We start from the raw sequence: 21604 nt of genomic DNA on the forward strand, positions 1-21604 counted from the left end.
TAAGGCAATAGAATAAGCAGACTATGTTTGTAAGTATTTAGTATTATTTTTTATTTATGGAATATCTTTTTATAGAAAAAAGTGACTTGAGTTCATTTTTTATGAGAATTTTTCTTGAGTTTAATTTCTTCTGCAATAAAAATGATAAAAGGTACAAGTATATTAACTACAATTGCGTAAGGTAAATAGATTTCTGATGTTATATAATGATAATCTAAGTAGTCAGAATAAGTTAAGTAGCCTAATACACCAACTAGTAAAGTAATAGGGATTACAAAAGTTTTATAATTCTTAAGATTGAGTAGATGTTGAAAACTAATGAGCGCAGAGAATAATGATGCTACAACTTTAACAAAGGCGACATATATATACTCAAGGAGTAGCAACATCTCGATTCTCTGGAAAAACCTACCAATGCTTATTCTTCTAATAGGGAGATAAGGTGGAAAAACTGATAATACATAATTATCTTTTCCAATGACCAATATGGTGAATATAACTACAATAAAAAGTAGAAAACCACCAAAAGCAGGACCTATAGTAAATATCTTGTAGTAGGATTTCTTATTCTTAAAATTATTAAAGTATAATAGGAATATAAAATTCTGCGTAAGAGGAAAAGCAAGAGCATATATAACTCCTTTGTAAACTGGTTCTATCCCATCATACATTATAGGAACTATATTATCTATATCAAGTAGAGGTATTAATGTTATAGGTATAAATAGAAAATAAAAAAATAAAATATAAAAGAAAAACTCACTCCATTTTCCAAATACAGATATACCAGATTTTAACATTTGCATAGCTATAACAATAATTACAGTTATAATTATTATCTCAGGGGTAGCATTAAGACCAACTACTCTTATAAATTGATCAAATGTCCTTAATAGTAATGCACTAAGATAAATTCCATTCCATAAGAAGATGATGCAGAATACTTTACTGATGAGTTTACCAAAGGTTATATCTGTTATTTGCAATATGTTTTTTCCAGGATAATTGGAGAGCATTCTTGCATACATTAATTGGATAGGCATGGATACAAGGATAGCTATAATAATAGCTAACCACGCATTTTCAGCTGCCGGGTTGGCACCACCGGTTATCATACCAGTTCCTAATGTAAACATAGCCATTATACTGATTGCTTGTCTTTCGGTTATTTTATCGTTATTCATAAGTTACCTTTCTATAAAAATACTATCATTACCATATCTTTATTATACTAGCAAAGTTTCTATCTATGATGTTGAGCATACTTAATATATAAAGTATTATTACTAAAGAAAATATAGATAAATAAATCTTTACATCTTTTGAATTTCCTTGCTGTCTATATAATATATAAAGTTCAATACTGCCAATTAATAAGTAAAATAATAACATAGATAGTAACATTATTTTCAACTCCTACAAATATATAGCTATTTGATTATTTTTTTGTATAACGCACTTCCTGATATTTTTACAACAGAATTAACCTCGATATTGATATCTTGAAAAATATTAGACCAATCATCTTCAATTCGTTTCCAAAAATTAGGATTATCTTTTTTTATAAGGGTACCAAATCCAAAAATATCACTGTTCAATTCATTTTGAGCTTTACTAACTAAATCTTTTATATTAGTCTCTATCATTTTTTGGGCTGACTTAGTTAATTTGTCTCTACCCTCTTTATTAAATACGTTAACATTGTTATTCATAATTTCAGCGATAACAGCAGTTGTTTCGGTTGATATTTTTATAGTAATCTTATCATCATAAAATTGAGGGGTAAGCTTAGTTTTAGTTCTATTTATTTCTAATGAAACTCTAGAGATTTGTTCTTCATCATTATATATTACTGGTAGTATGCCACCTTTTTGTTGGTTAAGAATAATGGATAAGGTTTTACTTTCGTCTCCGTCAATCTTTCCTACCATATTATTTCCTTTGAATACCGCATTACCTACGATATAAGCACTATCACCCAATAAAGTTTTTTTAAGAGAAATCAATGGAATAACTCCATCCATACCTTTTGTATTTGAAATGTCAATAAAATCGTATAATTGGGCGGGATAGAATTTTCCTATATATCTAACATTTTCCATAGCATCATTAACATAAGTGGCAAGTACTTGGTGATCTAAACCAATTTCTAGAATTTCTTTAGATGAATATGGTCCAGGCGCAACAAATATCCACATATCTTCTCTAGTTTCATCATCTCTCATAAAAAGATCTAATACTTCATTAATATTTTTTTTTGCAATATCTTCATTTATTATAATAAATGAAAGATGCCCGAAATAAACCCTTTTGCCATCTTGTAGTATTAGATTTCTCATAGCGTCAAATATGGTTAGCCCTTTAGAGCTGATAAAAGTCTGGGTAAGATTATTTCCTTCATTTTCTTCATTAGCTGTTAATAATATCTTACCAGTAAATTCATATAAATCATCTTTTTTATCAATACCAAGTCCGAATATTAATGAGAGATCGTTTATTTCTCTGTAATTCCAGCATGAAGTACATAAGATTGTATTAGCTATAATAATTACCAATAAAATATAGTTTTTAATTTTTTTCATTTGTTTTTATCCTCTTTTTTTGTAATTTTCTAATTCTATAATTTATTAAATTCTTAGAGCTGTTATTTATATTCCACCAGGGAGTTCTTACAGCTGTATCTTGAACATTAAGTTTATTCAAATTGTTGAAAAAAGTCATATAGTCTACACCAAAACTTTTCAGATTCATTAGATGAATAGCTATGCTCATAACTCCAAATATATATCCATATAACCCAAAAAAGGAGCAGAATATAAGTAAGAAGAATTTAATGAATATTACAGATTCCAAGATAAATGGTAAAGCTAGACTAGTAATACCCGTCAGCGCAGTAATAATTACAATAGGTGCGCTTATAAGCCTAGCACTTACAGCTGCCTCACCAAGTACCAAAGCACCAACAATACTTATTGTTTGTCCTATATTTTGAGGAAGTCTGGATCCAGCCTCTCTTAGGATTTCAAAGGTGATAAGCATTAATATCAACTCAACTATAGAAGGAAAAGGGACACCTTCTCGGCTACTTATAATACTAACCATAATTTCTTGAGGTATCATTTGATGATGATAAGTAATTAATGCAATATACAATGCTGGGATACTAGTAGATAGCAAGAAACAAAATATTCTTAATAAACGGTTAAAAGAAGCAATGAAATAATGACTATAGTAATCCTCATTAACTTCAAATTGTTCTATGAATAGATAGGGAATAGTTAAAACACTAGGTGACCCATCAGTAAATATAGCTATTTTACCTTCTAATAGTTTTGCAGCTATTACATCTGGTCTCTCCGAATTACCAATAGTATTAAAAAAACTGATAGACCTATCTTGAATGTATTCACTTATATATTCTGATTCTAGAATTATATCAACTTCAATATTATTAAGACGTTTTTTTACTTCTTTTAATATTTGGTGAGAAACAGTATCTTCCATATATGAAATACAAATTCTTGTTTGGGTCACGTTACCCAAAACCATGATTTCAAACTTAAGGTTAGGATTTCTTATTTTTTTTCTCACTAAGGACGTATTTGTCATTAAAGATTCAGTAAAACCTTCTTTTGGTCCTTTTGTAACTCGTTCTGCATCTGGTTCGGCGATATCTCTTTTTTCAAAGCCTTTACTATTTATTAATATAGCTTTATCACAAGTATCTATCAATAATAAAGAATATCCATAACTGATATTAGAGACAATATTATCTATATCAGAAATTGTTTCTACATCTATAGAAGTTAGTACTTTCTTTGAAACAAATTCAAGTAGTTTATCATTAACAAGATTTTTTGAATATCTAGATACCATTAATTGCTTAATAACATTTACTGTCAATTCTTCATTATCAATCATGCCATTTATGGAGACTAGACAATATTTAATAGGAGAATATTTTGCTTCAAATTCTCTATATTGGATAAAAGCATCATTCAGATATATTTTTTTTAGCTTTTCTATATTTTCATTGATGTTATTAGATAGCATATAAATCAAACCTTTTCTTTTAATCATAATAGAATAATTACAGTAATGAAATAATATCATAATTTATCCTTGATATTATCATTACCAATGATTGCACATATATACGTAAAATATTGATGGTATTAGGATGTGCATATATATTGAGTTTTAGATGATAATAAAGCAAAAATGAATGTCCTAATAAAAAGTGAATGTTTACAATATGATAGCCGATGATACAATTTAATTATACAAAATCACGAAAGTGAGTATTGAAAACTTATTGACCAATATGATTTTGTACAATTGAATTATATTATAGGAGGAGATAATAGGTGAAAATTAAAAGGTTCTCTATGGTGTTAGTTAGTTTGTTATTAATCGTTAGTATGACAGGGTGCAAATATGATAAAGCATCCGTAGGTAATGATGCCGAAAAAACTAATAAAATTACTAATGATGATAATAAGGAAAATGATGCCGAAGTATTAAAGAATACAGAACCAGTAAAAGTCTTATCAGCTATTACAGGAGGTAAAGATCCAGATGAACACGTATTATGGCAAAAGGAAATAGAACGTGTGTTAGGTATTAAAGTTGATATGACTAAGATCACTAATGAATATGTAACAAAACTAACAGCCACATTAGCATCAGGGGATGACATGGATATAGTATATATGAATAGTGGACAATTCGAGAAATTATTTAAAACAGGGTTATTTGAACCCTTAACTAAATATATTGAAAACTCTTCAATACTTTCAGACCCTAATGTAATCAATCCAAAGGAATGGGAAAGGATTAGGCGGGAAGATGGAGAAATCTATGCAATATTTAACAAATATGAAGGTGGAAGAATGCCTCTTATCAGATGGGATTGGCTTGAAAAACTTGGATTAGAAGCTCCTACTACATTAGATGAGTATTATGAAGTTTTTAAAGCATTTACATATGATGATCCTGATGGAAATAATAAGAATGATACTTATGGACTTACATTAAAGGCAATATATGATATCCAACCTTTTATGAGTGCATATGGATTATTTGATGGAGACGCACAAGATGAGAATGGAAATTGGTATATACCTTGGGCTACAGATAAAGCCATTGGGGTCTATGATTGGCTTGCAAAATTATATGAAGAAGGGTTACTTGATCCTAACTTTGCAACGAATACAAGTTCAGCTTGTCGTGAGATGATTCTTAGTAATAGAGCAGGTGTATTTGTTTATTGGGATAATTGGGTTGGATTATTCAATTCAAAAGTCAGAAGCAAAGAGCCTGATAATCCATTTGAAATAAAAGGATTACCGCCAATTCTTGATATCAATGGTAATGGTATATTAACTAGTGGTCAAGATGGCTTATGGGTAATGTTGAAAGCTAGTGAAAATAAAGAACAAGCCTTCAAATTCTTGGAATCTGCATTTTACTCAAGAGAAGGGATCATCATTAATACATTAGGAATTGAAGGACATGATTATAATATTGAAAATGGTAAATATATATTGACAGAAACTGGGGAACAACATGCTATGGACCATGGTATTGTGGTTCCAAAAAAAATGAATTATGAATCACCAATGCCACAACCACTCAACTATGAAGATGCAAGAGACATTGTTGTCAAATTTGGTAAAAGTGAAATTTTAAGAGATACTACAAAAGATGCAAAAGAAATTATTAAAAAGCATGCGATACAAGCAATATTAGGAGTAGTAGACGGCGAAAAAGCAGTAGAAGATATGCAAAAAGAGCTAAAAGCCAAGAAATATATTGACTAATTAATTAAGACAGTGGGGGTTATCATGAGTTCTATCATATTAAAAAACAATAGCAAGAATTTGTTGCTAAAAAGATTATCAAAAAGTAAAGGCATATACATATTAATTTTACCTGCTATTATTTACTTTATTATTTTTAGATATTTCCCAATAGCTAATGGTTTCATAATGAGTTTACAACACTATAAAATAGGTGGTGGACATACATTTGCAGGTCTCACACATTATAAAGAGATATTAACAGATATTGATTTTTGGCGAGCGTTCAGGAATACTCTTCAAATTGGAGGTGGTAATTTAATCGTTGGTTTTATTATGCAGGTATTACTTGCATTATTGCTTAATGAAATCGCTAATAAAAGATTTAAGAAATTGACTCAAACCATCATCTATACACCTAATCTATTTTCTTGGGTTGCCATTGGTGGTATATGGATTAGTTTATTAGCACCTGATACAGGTATGGTAAATGAAATAATTAAATGGTTTGGAATGAAGCCTATTAATTTTATGACTAATATAAAGATAATTCAACCTGTTTTTATCTTTCTTAATACATGGAAATCTGCTGGTTATGGTTGCATTATATTTTTAGCTGCTTTAACAGGAATTGATCAAAATCTATATGAAGCAGCATCAATTGATGGGGCTAACAGGTTCAAGCAAACATTATATATTACCATACCAGGTTTATACAGTACAATGAAAGTTGTTTTTATGCTTAATCTAATTAGTGTACTAAGAATGTTTAGTCAATCTTATGTATTAACAAATTATGCAGTTATTGATAAAACACAAGTGGCAATGACTTATACATACAGTATGGGTATTGAAAATTTTAGAATGGACTATGGCTCTGCTATAGCGTTTATTATGTTATTGTTCACAAGTGTATTTGTTATAATATATCAAATGTTCCTGCGCAAAAAGGAGGCTGACTAGATTTTGAATAAAAATAGAAAAAACACATCTTCTAGTGTATTTGGAATAATAAATATTTTATTTATGATAATTATGATTTTATTGACGGTGCTTCCTATACTCAATACTTTTGCGTTGTCTTTTTCGTCCGACATTGATTCTATGGTACCTGGTATAAAATTATGGCCTAGCAAATTTAGTTTAGAAGGATATAATACATTATTTCAGCAAGTAAAAATTCTTCGTCCATTTATCAACAATATCATAGTTACAGTATGTGGAACAATATTACATGTTAGTTTCTGTGCTTTAACAGGTTATGCGTTATCAAAAAAAAATGTTGCTGGGAAAAAAATTATAATGGGTTTTATATTAATTACCATGATGGTACCCCTTCAGAATATTATGATACCTTTGTACATATTATATAAAGACTTACATCTTATAGACAGGTTATTTGCTATTATCATAACTGGTATTGTCTCGGGATATTCTATAGTATTATTAAAAAACTTTTTTGAAAGTATACCAGATTCAATTGGTGAAGCAGCTTATATTGACGGTGCTAGTCAACTGAAAATGTTTGTTAGAATTTACTTGCCATTAGCCAAACCTGGTATTGCAACAGTTGCTTTATTCCAATTTGTAGGGAAATGGAATCATTTTATGGAAGCGGTATTATTCATCAATGATCCTAAGAAATATACTTTGCAAATTGCGTTAAAAGGATTGGTTATTGACTCAGATGCGTCATCATCAGCTACTATAATAACAAAAAATACACAGATGGCTGGCGTAATAATTGCTATTATACCATTACTGATTATATATCCTTTCCTTCAGAAATATTTTATTTCTGGACTTATGGTAGGATCTGCAAAAGGGTGAAGTAGGAGTTTAAAATAAATTATAGGAGATGTTAAATGTGTTAAATAATATTAATAAGAAAGTCTTATTGCTTGTTGTATGTATTACTGTGGTTTTTTCAACAACAAATATAATTTCAATGGCGGAGCCATCAGACAATAACAGAATATCTATTTTAACTTATAATATAGCAGGATTGCCGGCATTATTATCTAGTGCAGACCCTGAGAAAAATACTAAGAAGATAGGAAAACTCATTAATAATTTTGATATTGTAGCTGTACAAGAAGATTTTGCATATCATGATGATTTGTTATCTAAATCACAATTTCCTTACGTAACAGAGCATCCTGGGAATGTTCCTTTTGGAAGTGGATTGAATGTACTTTCCAATTATCCCATCAAGGAGTCAAATAATATTCCTTGGGATATGACACATGGGAATCTGACATGCCCACCTCCTGGATATCATGGTGCTGATGAATTAACACCAAAAGGGTTTTCATATCAGAGATTAGAACTTGAGCCAGGGGTAATCGTTGATTTATACAATCTTCATGCTGATGCTGGGGGTGATGAAGGGTCTAGAGAAGCAAGACATGATAATTTTATCCAGTTATCAGAATATATCAATAGTCATTCTAGTGGAAATGCAATTATTTTGCTTGGAGATACTAACGCATTTTACACAAGAGAATGTGATAATCTATATGAAAACCTAACTACAGAGTGCGGGTTAACAGATCCTTGGATAGATTTTGTACGTAATGGAGATGTACCCGAATTTCGACCTTATGGTGATACCATGGAAGACCTCAACGAAGATTTAAGTGGTCCTAACTATGAAACAGTAGATAAGATAATGTATAGAAGCAGTGATTTAGTCACATTTGATTTTGTTGATTATAAGATAGAAGAAGAATTGTTTATTGATGAAGATGGAGAAAGATTATCTGATCATTATGCAACTAGTATTACAATAGATTATAGTCTATCAGATAATATAAAGTTAAGTGGTACTTTTGGAGGAACAGCTGGTGACCCCTTTAACTTTATAGAATATATGCCTGATAAACCATCAAAAGTTAGTATAAGAACAGGTGACAGACTTGATTCAGTTGAAATCCAATATGGAGATAGTAATGCAAAAGCTGGTGGAAATGGTGGAGATTATGCTGAGATGAATCTAGATGAAGATGAATATATTACAAGAATAAAAATATGTAAAGATAAAAGATGGTATTGGAAGCATAAGCAAATATATTACATAGAAATAGTAACCAATAAGGATAAAGTATTATCTGGGGGTACAAAGTCTGATGAAGAGATGATTATAGAAGCACCAGAAGGGTGGCAAATAGGAGGATTTTATGGAAAAGCTAATGCCGAGATTTGCCAGTTGGGTGCAATTTTCATACCAATAATACAATAGGTGGCTAAACATGGAGGATAAAAAATGAGTAATAAAGAGTTATTATATATGCATTTAGAATATATTGTAACAGAAGAACAGGAAGGCACTTTTATTCAAGTGCCTTTTCAGGTGCCAGTGAATACACAACAAATAATTATACAATACAAAGTTGATGATGCTAAGCACAATGCAATAGATTTTGGACTAGAAGATATAAATGGATATAGGGGATGGAGTAATCTATTAAAGAATAGAATTATTATACAGGAAGATTATGCTACAGAAGGTTATCTTTCGGGATATATAGAATGTGGAGAGTGGAAAGTCATTCTAGGTCTTTTCAAAATAAAAAGAAACTGTAAAGTTACATTGAATATAACTATCAAGATGGAACGAAGCGAATGGTACAGAGGTGATTTACATACCCATTCTATACATAGTGATGGAAGTTTTACACTAAGTGAGGTTATGGATTTTGTTAAAGAAGAGGAATTGGATTTTATAGCACTTACTGACCACAATACTTTTTCTCAAAACGATGATTATAAAGAAGATAAGGATTTAGTAATAATTCCAGGTGTTGAGTTGACTACTTACAAAGGACATGCTAATTTTTTTGGATGTAAGCAGCCTTTTTCACATTTTAGATATGAAGATATAGATGATATAAAAAAATATATTGAAGAGGGTAAATCTAATGATGCAATCGTTTCTCTTAATCATCCATTTCATAAAGATAAATGGTTATGGGGATTGGAGAACTTTGATTTTTCTCATGTAGAAATATGGAATTCATGGTTTTCAGAAGGGAATCAAAAAGCTATAAACTGGTGGCACTCCATGCTTTGTGAAGGTAAAAGAATCATAGCATTAGGAGGGAGTGATTTTCACAAGAGACAACCTAAGAAATGGTATGGTACACCTACGACATGGGTAAAGAGTACATCTTTTAATAAACGGGGGATATTAAAAGGTATTCGAGAGGGCAGAGTGTGTGTATCTGCACATCCAAAAGCACCAATGGTTGATATGAGCATAGATAAAATATTTATGGGAGATACGTATATCACCAATGAAATAGAGAATGTTATATTGACCTGTTATATTAAAAATGCTAAACCAGCATTATTAAGACTATATTCATCAAGGGGTTTGGTTGAAGAGAGAAAAATAGAAGATAATGATAGAAAAATATTATTGAATGTTAGTACAGATGTTTTATTTTATAGAGTTGAGTTATGGAACGATTACCAACAAGAACCTTTATGTATAGGTAATCCCATTTTTATTGACAATAAGAATAACATAGAGCATAATAATATATAATTAATTAGTTACTATAAAAATACATATAAGCATATGGTATTGGATAATATTTAGTTATTTGTATAAAATGTTTGAATATTTGTTTTGGCAAATGATAATGATAGGAGTGATAATTATTCATATTAATAAATTTAGTTTTAAAAAGAGCAGAGGTAAGTTGTTCAAGAAGCTGTTTATTACATATATTATAATATTAATTATTCCATTATTATTATTTGCTATATTTTTTCAATTCAAGGTAATAGATTTTTTTAAGAATGAGAGTAATAATACTAATATGAATAATCTTAGTATACTTCAGAAAGATGTAGATAAAATCATTGAAAAATTAAGAAACAACGTATTGCAGATAGGATTGAATAATGATTTTCAAGAGTTATTTAAGATTAAGGATATTCAAGATAACAACTATTATTATATTGAAAGAGTCATCGATGTTGCTAATCTATTGAATTCTTATATCTTATCAAATAAAGATATTCATTCCATATATTTATATAATAAAAAAACTGGTAAGATAATTACTTATTGGGGAGATATATACACTAAAGATAATTTTTATGATACTGGATGGCTTGAACCTTATAGTTTGAATAAGAATCAAATAAAGATTTTACCAGAGCGAAAACTTATTGATGAAAATCCAGATAACTATTATTATATTGATATAGATAGAGACATAGCAAGTATTGTTGTAACTATGATATATCCATTAGAATTATTGAATACCTTTGATTTTGAAGGTGCTCTCGTTATAAATATTAATGAAGAAGTTTTTGATTTACCATTAATAAATGATAGCAGTAATTACAATAATGATTTCTTTTATATTCTAAACCCTGATGGTACGATCATTGTCAATGGGCAAAATCAAGATAAAAAATTAGATAAGTCATTAATCAATAATATTATTGAATCAAAAAAGGAAAATGGATATTTTATAAAAAATATTCAAGATAAAAGATATGTAGTTTCTTATTCCAAATCTCATGATACTGGATTAATTTATTTGAATGCAATATCTCTAAGTTCTCTATATAAACAAGTTAATAGTTTTAAAATATGGTTAGGTATATTATTTGTTATTATCTTAATTTTTGGAGTTATATTTGCTTACTATGTATCGACAAAAATATATAACCCAATCAGTGATATTCTTGAAAATTTGAAGACTAAAATTGATAATAAAGAAAAGAAGGATGAACTTTATGTAATCTCTGATGTAGTAAGTAATATACTTGAAGAAGATCAAAAATTAATGAATCTTTTTGAAATTAATAAGAAGGCAATTCGTCAAACTTATATAATGCAATTCGTCAGAGGTAATTGTGAACATATTAATGATATATTTTATGATAAAACTATTATGTATTGTTCCTTAGTAATATCAATTGATAGATATCATAGTTTTTCTAAGAAATATTTATATAAGGAACAATATTATTTCAAGACATTATTGTTGAAGACAGCTGAGCAAGTAACCCTCAATAATGCTACGGGAATAATTGGAGCTGGTTCTTTATTGAATCAAGATAAAGTAGTTTTGATTTTGGGATTAACTAATAAAGATTATATTGATTCTCTGAGTTATATTACTCAAGAAATAATCAAACAGACCTCAGTAATCGAGGATTTCACTATATCAATAGGTATAGGAAACGTATATAAAAGAAAAGAGAGAATCAGATTATCATATTTGGAAGCTATTGAAGCCCTTAACTATAGAATGACTGAAGGTTATAGTAGCATTATATATTATGAAATATTAAAGGATAATGAAGGAGCTACTTTTAATTTTGTTACAAAAGAAAAATATATAATGAATTATTTGAAGAAAAATTCATTAGAGGATATTGGGAGTAGTATTAGTGATATGATTGATGAGATTAAAAAAAGGAGTAATGTCACTTATGAAAGCATTGTTCCAATATTTTATTCTTTGCTTAGTAGAACCATGGAATATCTTATTGAATATAATATAAGCATTACAGAAATCTTTGAAGAATCATATAATATCTTTAAAGAATTATCAGAAAAAGATACAATCGAAGATATTAGAGAATTTTTATTATATATTTATAAAAATATAATTGATTATCAAGAGAAGAACAGTGTTAAGGATAGAAAATACATAAGACAAGTACTAGATCTTATTAATAATAATTATTCTAATAGTAATTTGGATTTAAATTGGTTAGTTGATAAATTGGATATCAGTTATTCACATCTAAGAAAGGTCCTAAAGGATAATTTAGGTATAACTTTCATAAATTATTTGAATAATATTCGAATTACTGAGGCAAAAGAATTATTGATAGAAACAGAGGATACAGTTAAGGATATTGCTATAAAAGTAGGGTATAATAATACTCAGAGTTTCACAAGATATTTTAAAAAATATGAGGGGATAACACCGGGAGAATATAGGGATATAGGAGATAGTATTAAAAATGAAATTACTGCTGTTAAATAATTATAATAATTACTTGACAATAATTATCGATAAGGTTATTCTATAGATAAGAGTAATAGAATAATCAAGGAGGACATTTATATGAAACTTTGGCGATGTATTATTTGTGGAGAAATTTTTGAAGGAGACGAACCTCCTGAGATTTGTCCAGTATGTGGTGCTCCAGCAGAAGAATTTGAATTATATACAGAGGAAGAGCAAGTATTTTCATCTGACACAAATGAAAAGATTGTTGTAATAGGTAATAATGCAGCAGGTATATCAGCAGTTGAAGCAATTAGGAAGAGAAATACTAATGCTGAGATTATTGTTATTGATAAAGACACCAATTATGCTTATTATCGACCTAGTCTTTCTGATTATATAAGTGATAGCCATGATGAAGATTATTTTTATTTACATGATGAAGGATGGTACAATGATAATAAGGTGAATCTAATGCTTGGTACTTTAGTTACTAGTATTGATTCAGGTAATAATCAAGTTGTACTTGAGAATGGAGAAATAATTGATTACGATAAATTAATACTAGCTAATGGAAGTCACAATTTTGTTCCACAGCTACCAGGTATCAATAAAAAAGGTGTTTTCACAATTAAGACATTATCTGATGCTGATAATGTAAAAGAATATGCTAAAAAGTGTAAGAAGGCAGCTATTATTGGTGGAGGATTATTAGGGCTTGAAGCTGCTTGGGAATTAAAGATACTAGGACTTGATGTAACAGTTGTAGAAATGGCTGATAGAATTTTACCAAAACAATTGGATGAAGATAGTTCTAAGATATTTGAAGAAGGTATAATGAAAACTGGAATCAATGTATATAAGAATGTAACTGCTGATGCTATTTTGGGAGAAGATAGAGTAACAGGTATTCATCTAATGAATGAAATGATAATAGAAGCAGATATGGTTATTATTTCTATAGGAGTAAGAGCTAATACAAAATTAGCAGAAGAAGCAGGTATAAGTATCAATAAAGGAATTATTGTGAATGAATATATGAAAACTAATATTGATAATATTTATGCAGCTGGGGATGTAACTGAGTTTGAGGGTATAAGCTATTATATATGGCAGCAGGCTATAGAACAAGGTGAAGTTGCAGGAGCTAATGCTGTTGGAGATACAATGACCTATCAAAATATTATACCTAATAATGTGTTTAATGCAATGGATATGAATATATTCTCTACTGGAGACTTAGGGAATATAAAGGAAAGTTCATATAGTAGTATCAATCAACAAGATACAAAAAAATCAATTTATAAGAAGCTCTATTTCATAGAAGAAAAATTTGTTGGCGGTATTCTTATAGGTGATATATCAAAATCGTCAAATATGATAAAAGGAATTAAACAAAAATCAAGTTTAGGAGAAATGGTAAAAGAAATAATTCTGTAGAATTGATGAATAACTATATTGATTAATATGAATAGGGCTTTCTCATATAAAGTATAATATGAGACAGACCCTATATTTTTTCACTTTTATATCTTATCTATGATAAAATATAATTATTAGTTAACATTTAAAATCAAGAGTTGTTAAGGAGATGTTAATACGTGTTTGATAGTTTATTATGGCTTAAGGAATCAAAAATAAGAAATATTGATATGGGAGTAATCAAGGATCTGAATCTACATATAATCTATAAAAAACTTATTGAAATGAGTAAAGAGAATGAATCTCTAATATACAAATTATGTATGGATGAAGCTACTATCAAGTATAGACAAGATATAATTGCTGATTTCATGGAAAACCCTGATTTCATATTAGATTTGGAAAACAATTTAAAAGGTTTTTGGGAATTGAAATCCAAGAATGGGAAACTTAATAATAATCTGACCAACTTATATTTCCTAATTGACCTAGTGATAACAGTTGAAGCTTCAATAAACTGTGTGGAATCTCTTAATCAAACATTATTATACTATAAGCCATCATCTATAGGATTAAATAAGCTGAAAGACAATATAGCTAGTATAATAAATAAAAATAAATTCAAACAGATGAAGAAAGATCTAAAAGAGATAAGATATATTTTTAGCAAGATTAAGGGGGTAGAGTTATCCATTAATATGTCCCCTGTAATGAGGCCATATGAAGCACAAGTGACTCAGGTCAGTGAATATAAGTATAGATATCCAAAGGCTTTTAGAAAAGTATCTACTGCAATTGAAGTGAATGAAAAATTTCTTGGTACGTATCTTAAGAATTATGCACCTGTTTTTTCTATTAGTAAGATCAATTGGGATCTATTAGATGAGATAGAGCATGGATTAAAAGAACATAAAGGTATTTTAAGATCTTTTATGGAAAAATATACTAAGATTGATACAGAGCCATTTATTTCACTGCTCAGAGAAATTACATTTTATAAATCCAGCTGTGATTTATTGAAGCTTATGAAAGCTAATGATTTACCTCTTTGTAAGCCGATGATTCTACCATCAGACAGAAAAGAATTGAATGTATCAGATTGTTATAATATATCTTTAGCTTATAATATGTTATCTACGATAGATGAAAAGCATGTTTCACCAGAAATTATATATAATGACTTTAAAATGGGGCAAGAAGGTAGAGTTATTATATTAACAGGAGCAAATAGAGGGGGAAAGACTACATTTACTCAGGCTATAGGTCAGATTCAAATATTAGCCCAATTAGGATTAATGATTCCTGCGAGTAAGGCAGAGCTAAGTTTGGTTGATGGAGTCTACACTCATTTTCCACTCTTAGAAAAGGAGACAGTCAATCTTGGTAAATTCGGTAAAGAATGCGAAGATTTCAGTAGATTATTCAAGCAGGCCACTGATAGAAGTTTAATACTACTTAATGAATCTTTTTCGGGAACAAGTCATCTAGAAAGTCTGAAAATAGCAGAAGAAGTTGTAAGGGCAGTGAAGTTCAAAGAAATACGTATGATTTATAATACTCACTTACATGAATTGGGTATAATGGCTTCGCAGATTAATGAAGAATCAGAAAACGATACACTTGTTATTAGTTTAGTTGCCGGTTTCAGTAATGGGAGAAATACTTATAAAATATATGAAGGACAACCGTTAGGTGTGAGTCATGCTAAGGAGATTGCAGAAAAATATAATGTTACATATGCTCAATTAGTAGAGAGATTGGAGGAAAAAACTTGAATATTAAAGACAGTCACAAATTCAGTTTATTATGGTTAAGTGATTCAGATTCATATTATGAATTAGATGATAAAACCATAGAAGATATAAATATATCTCTTGTTTTAGAAGATTTAGCGAAAACCATAAAGGACTACCCTATTTCTTTACTAAAAAAAATACCCGTAATGACTCATACAATACAATATCGTCAAGATATACTTAATGATTTTATTAATAATGAACTTCTTTTGAATACTTTAAAAAATACATTAGAAAAATGTGTTGAAATAAAAAATATGATAAAATTTGCCTTCGAAAGTGAAGCCACCCTCTATAATTTGCTTAAGAGAATTGATGAGGTAGCCAGTGTAATGTCTTTAACTGAAAATATTTATCATATGTTAAAAAAATCTAACCTACAATCAAAGGGGTTAATGGAATTTAGAGGATTTTTAGAAACTACAATAGAGAGTGATGTCTATCATAATTTTAAAGAAGATATTTATCATATAAAAGAAATGGATGAAGGGGTTCATAGTCTAAAAGTAGGGATAAATTTTGATTATAATCTTAAACCTATTGAAGCTATAGTATTATCACTAGAGGATAAACCTTTTAAATACAGTAGAAAACTAAAAAAGGTTTCTAAAATTGTAAGTTATGGTTTTGGTGAATTGAAATCCATACCCAGAAAGATTTTTGCACCTGATAGTCTGATGCTACCAGATTCATTAAATAATCTAGAAAAGATTATTGAACCTGCAATGAAACAACTAATAGCATTTTGCGATCAATTTAACAGCAGTTTATTAGGTATCTATGAGCCTATGAAACAAGAAATCATTTTCTATGAAATTGCTTTTTCAATATATATTAAGATGAAACAAGGAGGTTTGCCAGTATGCAAACCGAGAGTTATAAGTGAAGGTTCCACTAAGATTGAAGGTCTTTATAATATTAATTTAGCATACGATATGGTTGAATCCCAGAAAAACAATGAAATGGTATTAAATGATTTTAATATAGAACCAAAAGGTAATATATTTATACTCACTGGTGCCAATAGAGGAGGAAAAACGACTTTTACTCAGTCTATTGGTCAGATTTATTGGTTAGCACAGCTTGGATTCTATATTCCAGCTCAGAATGTAACGATAAAAATAATTGATAAATTGTTTCTACATTTTCCAAGTGATGAAATACAAACAATGAATTATGGGAGATTAGGAGAGGAATGTCAAAGGTTCTCAACCATCTATTCCAATATGTCTGCGGATAGTTTTTTACTGATGAATGAATCTTTTGATGGAACAAGTCATCTAGAAAGTTTAATAATAGCCACAGATGTTCTAAAAGCTCTTCAATTATTAGGTGCAACGGTTATATATAATACACATCTACACGAATTGGGAGAAAAAGCAGATGAAATGAATACTCTTGAAAATGATACAGTGCCAAGGGTGGTTAATCTGGTAACTGGTTCACATGATGATGTTCAATCATTTAAAGTTAGAGAGGGTAAGCCACTAGGGCAAAGTTATGCAAAGGAAATAGCTATAAAATATGGTGTAAGTTATGAACAGTTAATAGAAGGGGCTTAATTTTTTGAAAAAAAATATTTGATAATAATTATCAATTGCTATTTTAATATTTACATATGGATATATATGTGATAAAATCATAGATGTTCTAAAAGGGAGTAACTGTGACAATAGTCATGAATAAAGTCAACATAATGGAGAAATCCTGGTTTTATTCGCTTTAAATATAATTTAAAGAAGTGAGACTTTTAGATTGGTATAGCTATACCAATCTAAAATTCCACTTCTTTTTTTTGTTTGTTATCTACTAATATTGAGTATTTCATGATAGTGAAATATCCACATTACTAATAGTAGAGAATCTATTTTTAGAACATTTCATAAAAAATTTATTGGAGGATTAGAAATGTTTTCAGAATTTATCAGAGCTTTTGGTTTAATTTTCATTGCAGAAATGGGAGATAAAACTCAAATATTAGCAATGGCATTTGCAACACGTTACAAAGTTAGAGCAGTTATTAGTGGTATTTTTTTAGGAGCACTACTCAATCATGGTCTAGCTGTTCTATTAGGAAGTTATCTATGTCGCTTTATTCCAGTCAATACTCTTCAGATGATTGCGGGTTTTGCATTTATAGGTTTTTCTATATGGACATTAAAGATTGAAGAAGAAGATTGTGAAGATGAAAGCAAAACTATGTCTTTTGGACCTGTTTTCACTGTGGCTACAGCATTTTTTATTGGTGAGTTAGGTGATAAGACACAGTTAACTGCTATAACATTATCAACTGATGCTAGCTATCCATTGATAATCCTTCTTGGTACGGTTTCAGGAATGATTGTTACAGGAGGATTAGGTATCTTTGTAGGTAGGAAGTTAGGTAATAAAATCCCAGAATTTATGATTAAATTAATAGCAGCAACTATTTTCATGATTTTTGGTGTAACCAAATTGTTAACTACATTACCTGAAGAATATTTAAAACCTGTATACTTAATAGTATTCTTTATGATAATCACTGTCATATTATTTATAAGAATCAAAGCTTTATTAAGAATACGTGCAAAAGAAAAAGAATCAAAATATTTGAAGACTTCTCAAATGCTATATAACTATTATTCTCAACTTGATAATAAAATTGAAGAAATATGTTTAGGCAAAAAATATTGTGGTAAATGTGATAGAGATAAATGTATAGTTGGTTATACAAAATCTTTGATGGAACAGGTGAAAATAAATAATAATCACGATACGATCATAGAATTTGATGAAAATTTTATTAGCGTAATCAAAGATTCCAAAAGAGATAGGGTAATAGAAGCGTTAATTACTGTTATTACAATTCTAGATAATGATAACATTGAAGAAAAGGATAAAGTGAATGTAAATAAAATCAGAAAAAACTTTGAAAGGATTTTATTTGGAAAAAGCATTGATGATTTTGATAGTTGGACAAGATATATTGAGATAATTAATGATCTGGACAAAAAGATTGGTGATAAGATGAGTACTGAACTATGTACAAAGAATCAAGTTTAAATTGGTATACTTTTGATTTTTACTGATATAAAATACATAAGCCTGTCAATAATTATTATATGACAGGCTCTTGATACTCTATGCTTTTGTTGTATGCTGATTAAGATTCTTGGTAATTGGAGATAGTACTGTTTACGCTAGTTAATGCGTTATTGACTGCATTAAGAGTATCTTGGATTCTTTGTTTGTTTTCTGGTTTTTCTACTGTGCTGATTGCTTGATTCAAACAACTTTTAGCACTTTCTAGTTGAGATTGTACATCATGAACGTGTTGTATAGCATTTTTGCCTTGTTGATTATTCATTTGGTTATGCATATATTTTCCTCCTAATTGTATTAGTTATAATTTAACAATATTAGTATTCATTATTTTATCTCAAAATATACTCAATATTTTACATTATTTACAATTATTTTATAAAGTTAGAAATTAACTATACTTTATTTGTCAATAACCAGTATCTGCACTTCATACAATGAATAACCATAGGATTGATTTCGGTTAACACCTTTAATCATTAAATACTTACCAGTGACAGGTGCAAAATTAATGGATGTAGGATGCATACCATCTATTTCATATATATTCATTTGACTACCATTAACTTGTTGAGCTACTTCCCAATCTACGGAATCAGTGGAGACTAATATGTCATATTTATTGGACCATCCGTTTTCCCATAACAAATCAACACCTACTATATCTTTTTCTTCACCAAGATCAATGGTAAGGCTTTCAACATCATTCCAATCACTAGCCCATCTTGTTTCAATATTATTATCAATAGCTGACAGAGGAGAGTAATCATGAATTGGATTACTTTCAAAAGAAGATGCAGTAGCAGATTTATCAGAAGTTGCTTGATAATCAATACTTGCTGTTGATTCTATAGAAAAAGTGACTAGAGTATAAGGTTTAATTTCTGTTGTAACATATCGTCCACCTTCTCTAATAACACACTCCTGTATTTTATTTGAGATATTACCCACAATTAATTTTATTCTACCTGTTACCTTATCACGGAAGGCGACTTCATGTAACCCCTTTGTAAATTCATAATCCTTATTATCAAAAACTGTTGTTACATCACCTTTTCTATATGTACGAGAGGTACTGTTTGTTTTAACTCTTACTTCGCTAGGTCTTATGGTTCTACTCATATGCTTGAATACATAATATGCCGGATTATAGATAATTTTATTAGAGGTAGTATCAACCATGATAGGAGCATGACAATAATTGGTTTCTCTGTATAAAGGTCCACCAGATGTATTAAGAACCATATTCCAGTCAATCCATCCTGTTGTACCCATCTTAAAATCATTAATCATATCAAACACATATCTCTTTGCAGGTTCAATAGAATTAAGCCAGGGTCCTTTTTCTTGGCAACCTTCTGTTGCAATCAATAATTTGGTAGGATAATTTTGGTGGAAATAGGCGATATTATTGAAATCATCAACTGCCCAAGTAGGTCGTTTTACAATTTCATCAGCTATATCAAGAGGACCATACCAATGAAATGCAATACCATCAATATAATCAGCGGCGCTAGATTGTAATAGAGTTTCATTGAAGGTAATAAAACCATCACCTTTACCAATAGCACCTTCTTGTTTATCCCAATCCCATACTAATAATTTTACATCTTGGAATCCCTCTGCATCGAGATTTGGTCCTAGATGATTGGTTATGAAATCAATAGTAGAATCAATAGTCCAATAACAAGCTTCCCAGTCAGGATTATTCTGAGCTTCATTTTGCAATGAAATAGAATAAAATTCAATTCCCTCTTTTTTGTAAGCTTTTAGATACTCCACAAAATATTTCGCATATAGAGGGTAATATTCAGGTAACATATGATTTGGAGTTGTAGAGATTGATCCAGCGTTAATACCTCCGCCATTTCCATTACCATATCTTATACCACTATATTTCATCCACCCAGGAGGTGCCCAAGGAGCTGCTAATATTTTAATATCTCCGTTATAAGATAAAGCCTTTTTGATTGCTGGTATGATATCATCTTTATCTGGGTCAATGGAAAAATTAGAAAGATCTGTTGTCTCAGTTGGAGCATAAGAGTATTCCCCTACAGAAAAATCACAAGACCCTATATGGGTTCTTACAATGGAATACTCAGCACCGGATTCATCATAATATGCATCATATATTTCTTGCTGCTTATCACTAGGCAAAATATTAATAACAGATACAGCCGATTCTGTAAGTGCTCCTCCTATACCAATCATGGTCTGATCCGTTTCATTAGATAGTACATCAATAACATTACCTTTCCCCCATGTACCTGATTCACTAAAATATAATGGATTCATTTCCTTAAAAGCATATTTTTCCCCATCACCAAAATAGCTTTCCCACACCTGTATTTCATTAGTTGTATCTTCTGCTTGTACAGATTGAATAGATAATAGGTTACAAAGAAGAAGAATTACAATAACCACTGATACTTTTGTTTTCATAATAAATTCCTTTCTATGAAGTATTGTATTACTATAATATTAGAATTAACCACTAATAATACAAAAAAAGCAA

General features: G+C 29.5%; 15 protein-coding genes. 10 read left to right on the plus strand and 5 right to left on the minus strand.

From position 1 onward, the window contains the following. Window positions 1-92 precede the first annotated feature (92 nt). The 3 genes from ACX6CF_RS15990 to ACX6CF_RS16000 form a co-directional block, all read right to left on the minus strand. Window positions 93-1184: a GerAB/ArcD/ProY family transporter gene (locus ACX6CF_RS15990; RefSeq protein ID WP_458786351.1), complete on the minus strand. Its 1092-nt coding sequence runs from the start codon at window positions 1182-1184 to the stop codon at window positions 93-95. Window positions 1185-1430: 246 nt separating this feature from the next. Continuing rightward, a complete protein-coding gene (locus ACX6CF_RS15995) occupies window positions 1431-2582 on the minus strand; it encodes a Ger(x)C family spore germination protein (RefSeq protein WP_458786352.1) in 1152 nt (383 codons plus the stop codon). Continuing rightward, window positions 2569-4113 (minus strand): spore germination protein, encoded by a 1545-nt coding sequence (locus tag ACX6CF_RS16000; RefSeq protein WP_458786353.1) that lies wholly within the window; start codon window positions 4111-4113, stop codon window positions 2569-2571. The genes ACX6CF_RS15995 and ACX6CF_RS16000 overlap by 14 nt, the downstream gene beginning before the upstream one ends. 254 nt (window positions 4114-4367) lie before the next feature. Here ACX6CF_RS16000 and ACX6CF_RS16005 point away from each other — a divergent pair, with 254 nt between their 5' ends. The 10 genes from ACX6CF_RS16005 to ACX6CF_RS16050 all read left to right on the plus strand — a co-directional run bounded on the left by ACX6CF_RS16005 (window position 4368) and on the right by ACX6CF_RS16050 (window position 19047). Next, complete coding sequence (locus tag ACX6CF_RS16005) at window positions 4368-5822, plus strand: extracellular solute-binding protein (protein ID WP_458786354.1); 1455 nt, start codon at window positions 4368-4370, stop codon at window positions 5820-5822. Window positions 5823-5846: 24 nt separating this feature from the next. Continuing rightward, window positions 5847-6764: an ABC transporter permease subunit gene (locus ACX6CF_RS16010; protein WP_458786355.1), complete on the plus strand. Its 918-nt coding sequence runs from the start codon at window positions 5847-5849 to the stop codon at window positions 6762-6764. A gap of 3 nt (window positions 6765-6767) precedes the next feature. After that, window positions 6768-7631, plus strand: coding sequence for a carbohydrate ABC transporter permease (locus ACX6CF_RS16015; RefSeq protein ID WP_458786356.1), 864 nt, complete (start codon window positions 6768-6770; stop codon window positions 7629-7631). Between the two features lie 37 nt (window positions 7632-7668). Continuing rightward, window positions 7669-9042: a jacalin-like lectin gene (locus ACX6CF_RS16020; RefSeq protein ID WP_458786357.1), complete on the plus strand. Its 1374-nt coding sequence runs from the start codon at window positions 7669-7671 to the stop codon at window positions 9040-9042. A gap of 24 nt (window positions 9043-9066) precedes the next feature. Then, a complete protein-coding gene (locus ACX6CF_RS16025; protein WP_458786358.1) occupies window positions 9067-10350 on the plus strand; it encodes a CehA/McbA family metallohydrolase in 1284 nt (427 codons plus the stop codon). A gap of 277 nt (window positions 10351-10627) precedes the next feature. Continuing rightward, window positions 10628-12823, plus strand: coding sequence for a helix-turn-helix domain-containing protein (locus ACX6CF_RS16030; protein WP_458786359.1), 2196 nt, complete (start codon window positions 10628-10630; stop codon window positions 12821-12823). 81 nt (window positions 12824-12904) lie between these two features. Next, window positions 12905-14227, plus strand: coding sequence for an FAD-dependent oxidoreductase (locus ACX6CF_RS16035; RefSeq protein WP_458786360.1), 1323 nt, complete (start codon window positions 12905-12907; stop codon window positions 14225-14227). Window positions 14228-14388: 161 nt separating this feature from the next. After that, complete coding sequence (locus tag ACX6CF_RS16040) at window positions 14389-15984, plus strand: MutS-related protein (protein ID WP_458786361.1); 1596 nt, start codon at window positions 14389-14391, stop codon at window positions 15982-15984. Continuing rightward, on the plus strand, window positions 15981-17567 hold the full coding sequence (locus ACX6CF_RS16045) for a MutS-related protein (RefSeq protein ID WP_458786362.1): 1587 nt from the start codon (window positions 15981-15983) through the stop codon (window positions 17565-17567). Before ACX6CF_RS16040 ends, ACX6CF_RS16045 begins: the two co-directional genes overlap by 4 nt. Before the next feature lie 346 nt (window positions 17568-17913). Then, window positions 17914-19047: a TMEM165/GDT1 family protein gene (locus ACX6CF_RS16050; RefSeq protein WP_458786363.1), complete on the plus strand. Its 1134-nt coding sequence runs from the start codon at window positions 17914-17916 to the stop codon at window positions 19045-19047. A gap of 100 nt (window positions 19048-19147) precedes the next feature. On the opposite strand, the gene ACX6CF_RS16055 is transcribed toward ACX6CF_RS16050, so the two are convergent. Beyond that, on the minus strand, window positions 19148-19363 hold the full coding sequence (locus ACX6CF_RS16055; protein ID WP_458786364.1) for a hypothetical protein: 216 nt from the start codon (window positions 19361-19363) through the stop codon (window positions 19148-19150). A 125-nt stretch (window positions 19364-19488) separates the two neighbouring features. Further along, window positions 19489-21531 carry a discoidin domain-containing protein gene (locus ACX6CF_RS16060; RefSeq protein ID WP_458786365.1) on the minus strand — a complete coding sequence of 681 codons (2043 nt, stop codon included), beginning with the start codon at window positions 21529-21531 and terminating at the stop codon, window positions 19489-19491. Window positions 21532-21604: the final 73 nt, after the last annotated feature.

Source organism: Vallitalea sediminicola (genome assembly GCF_054408565.1).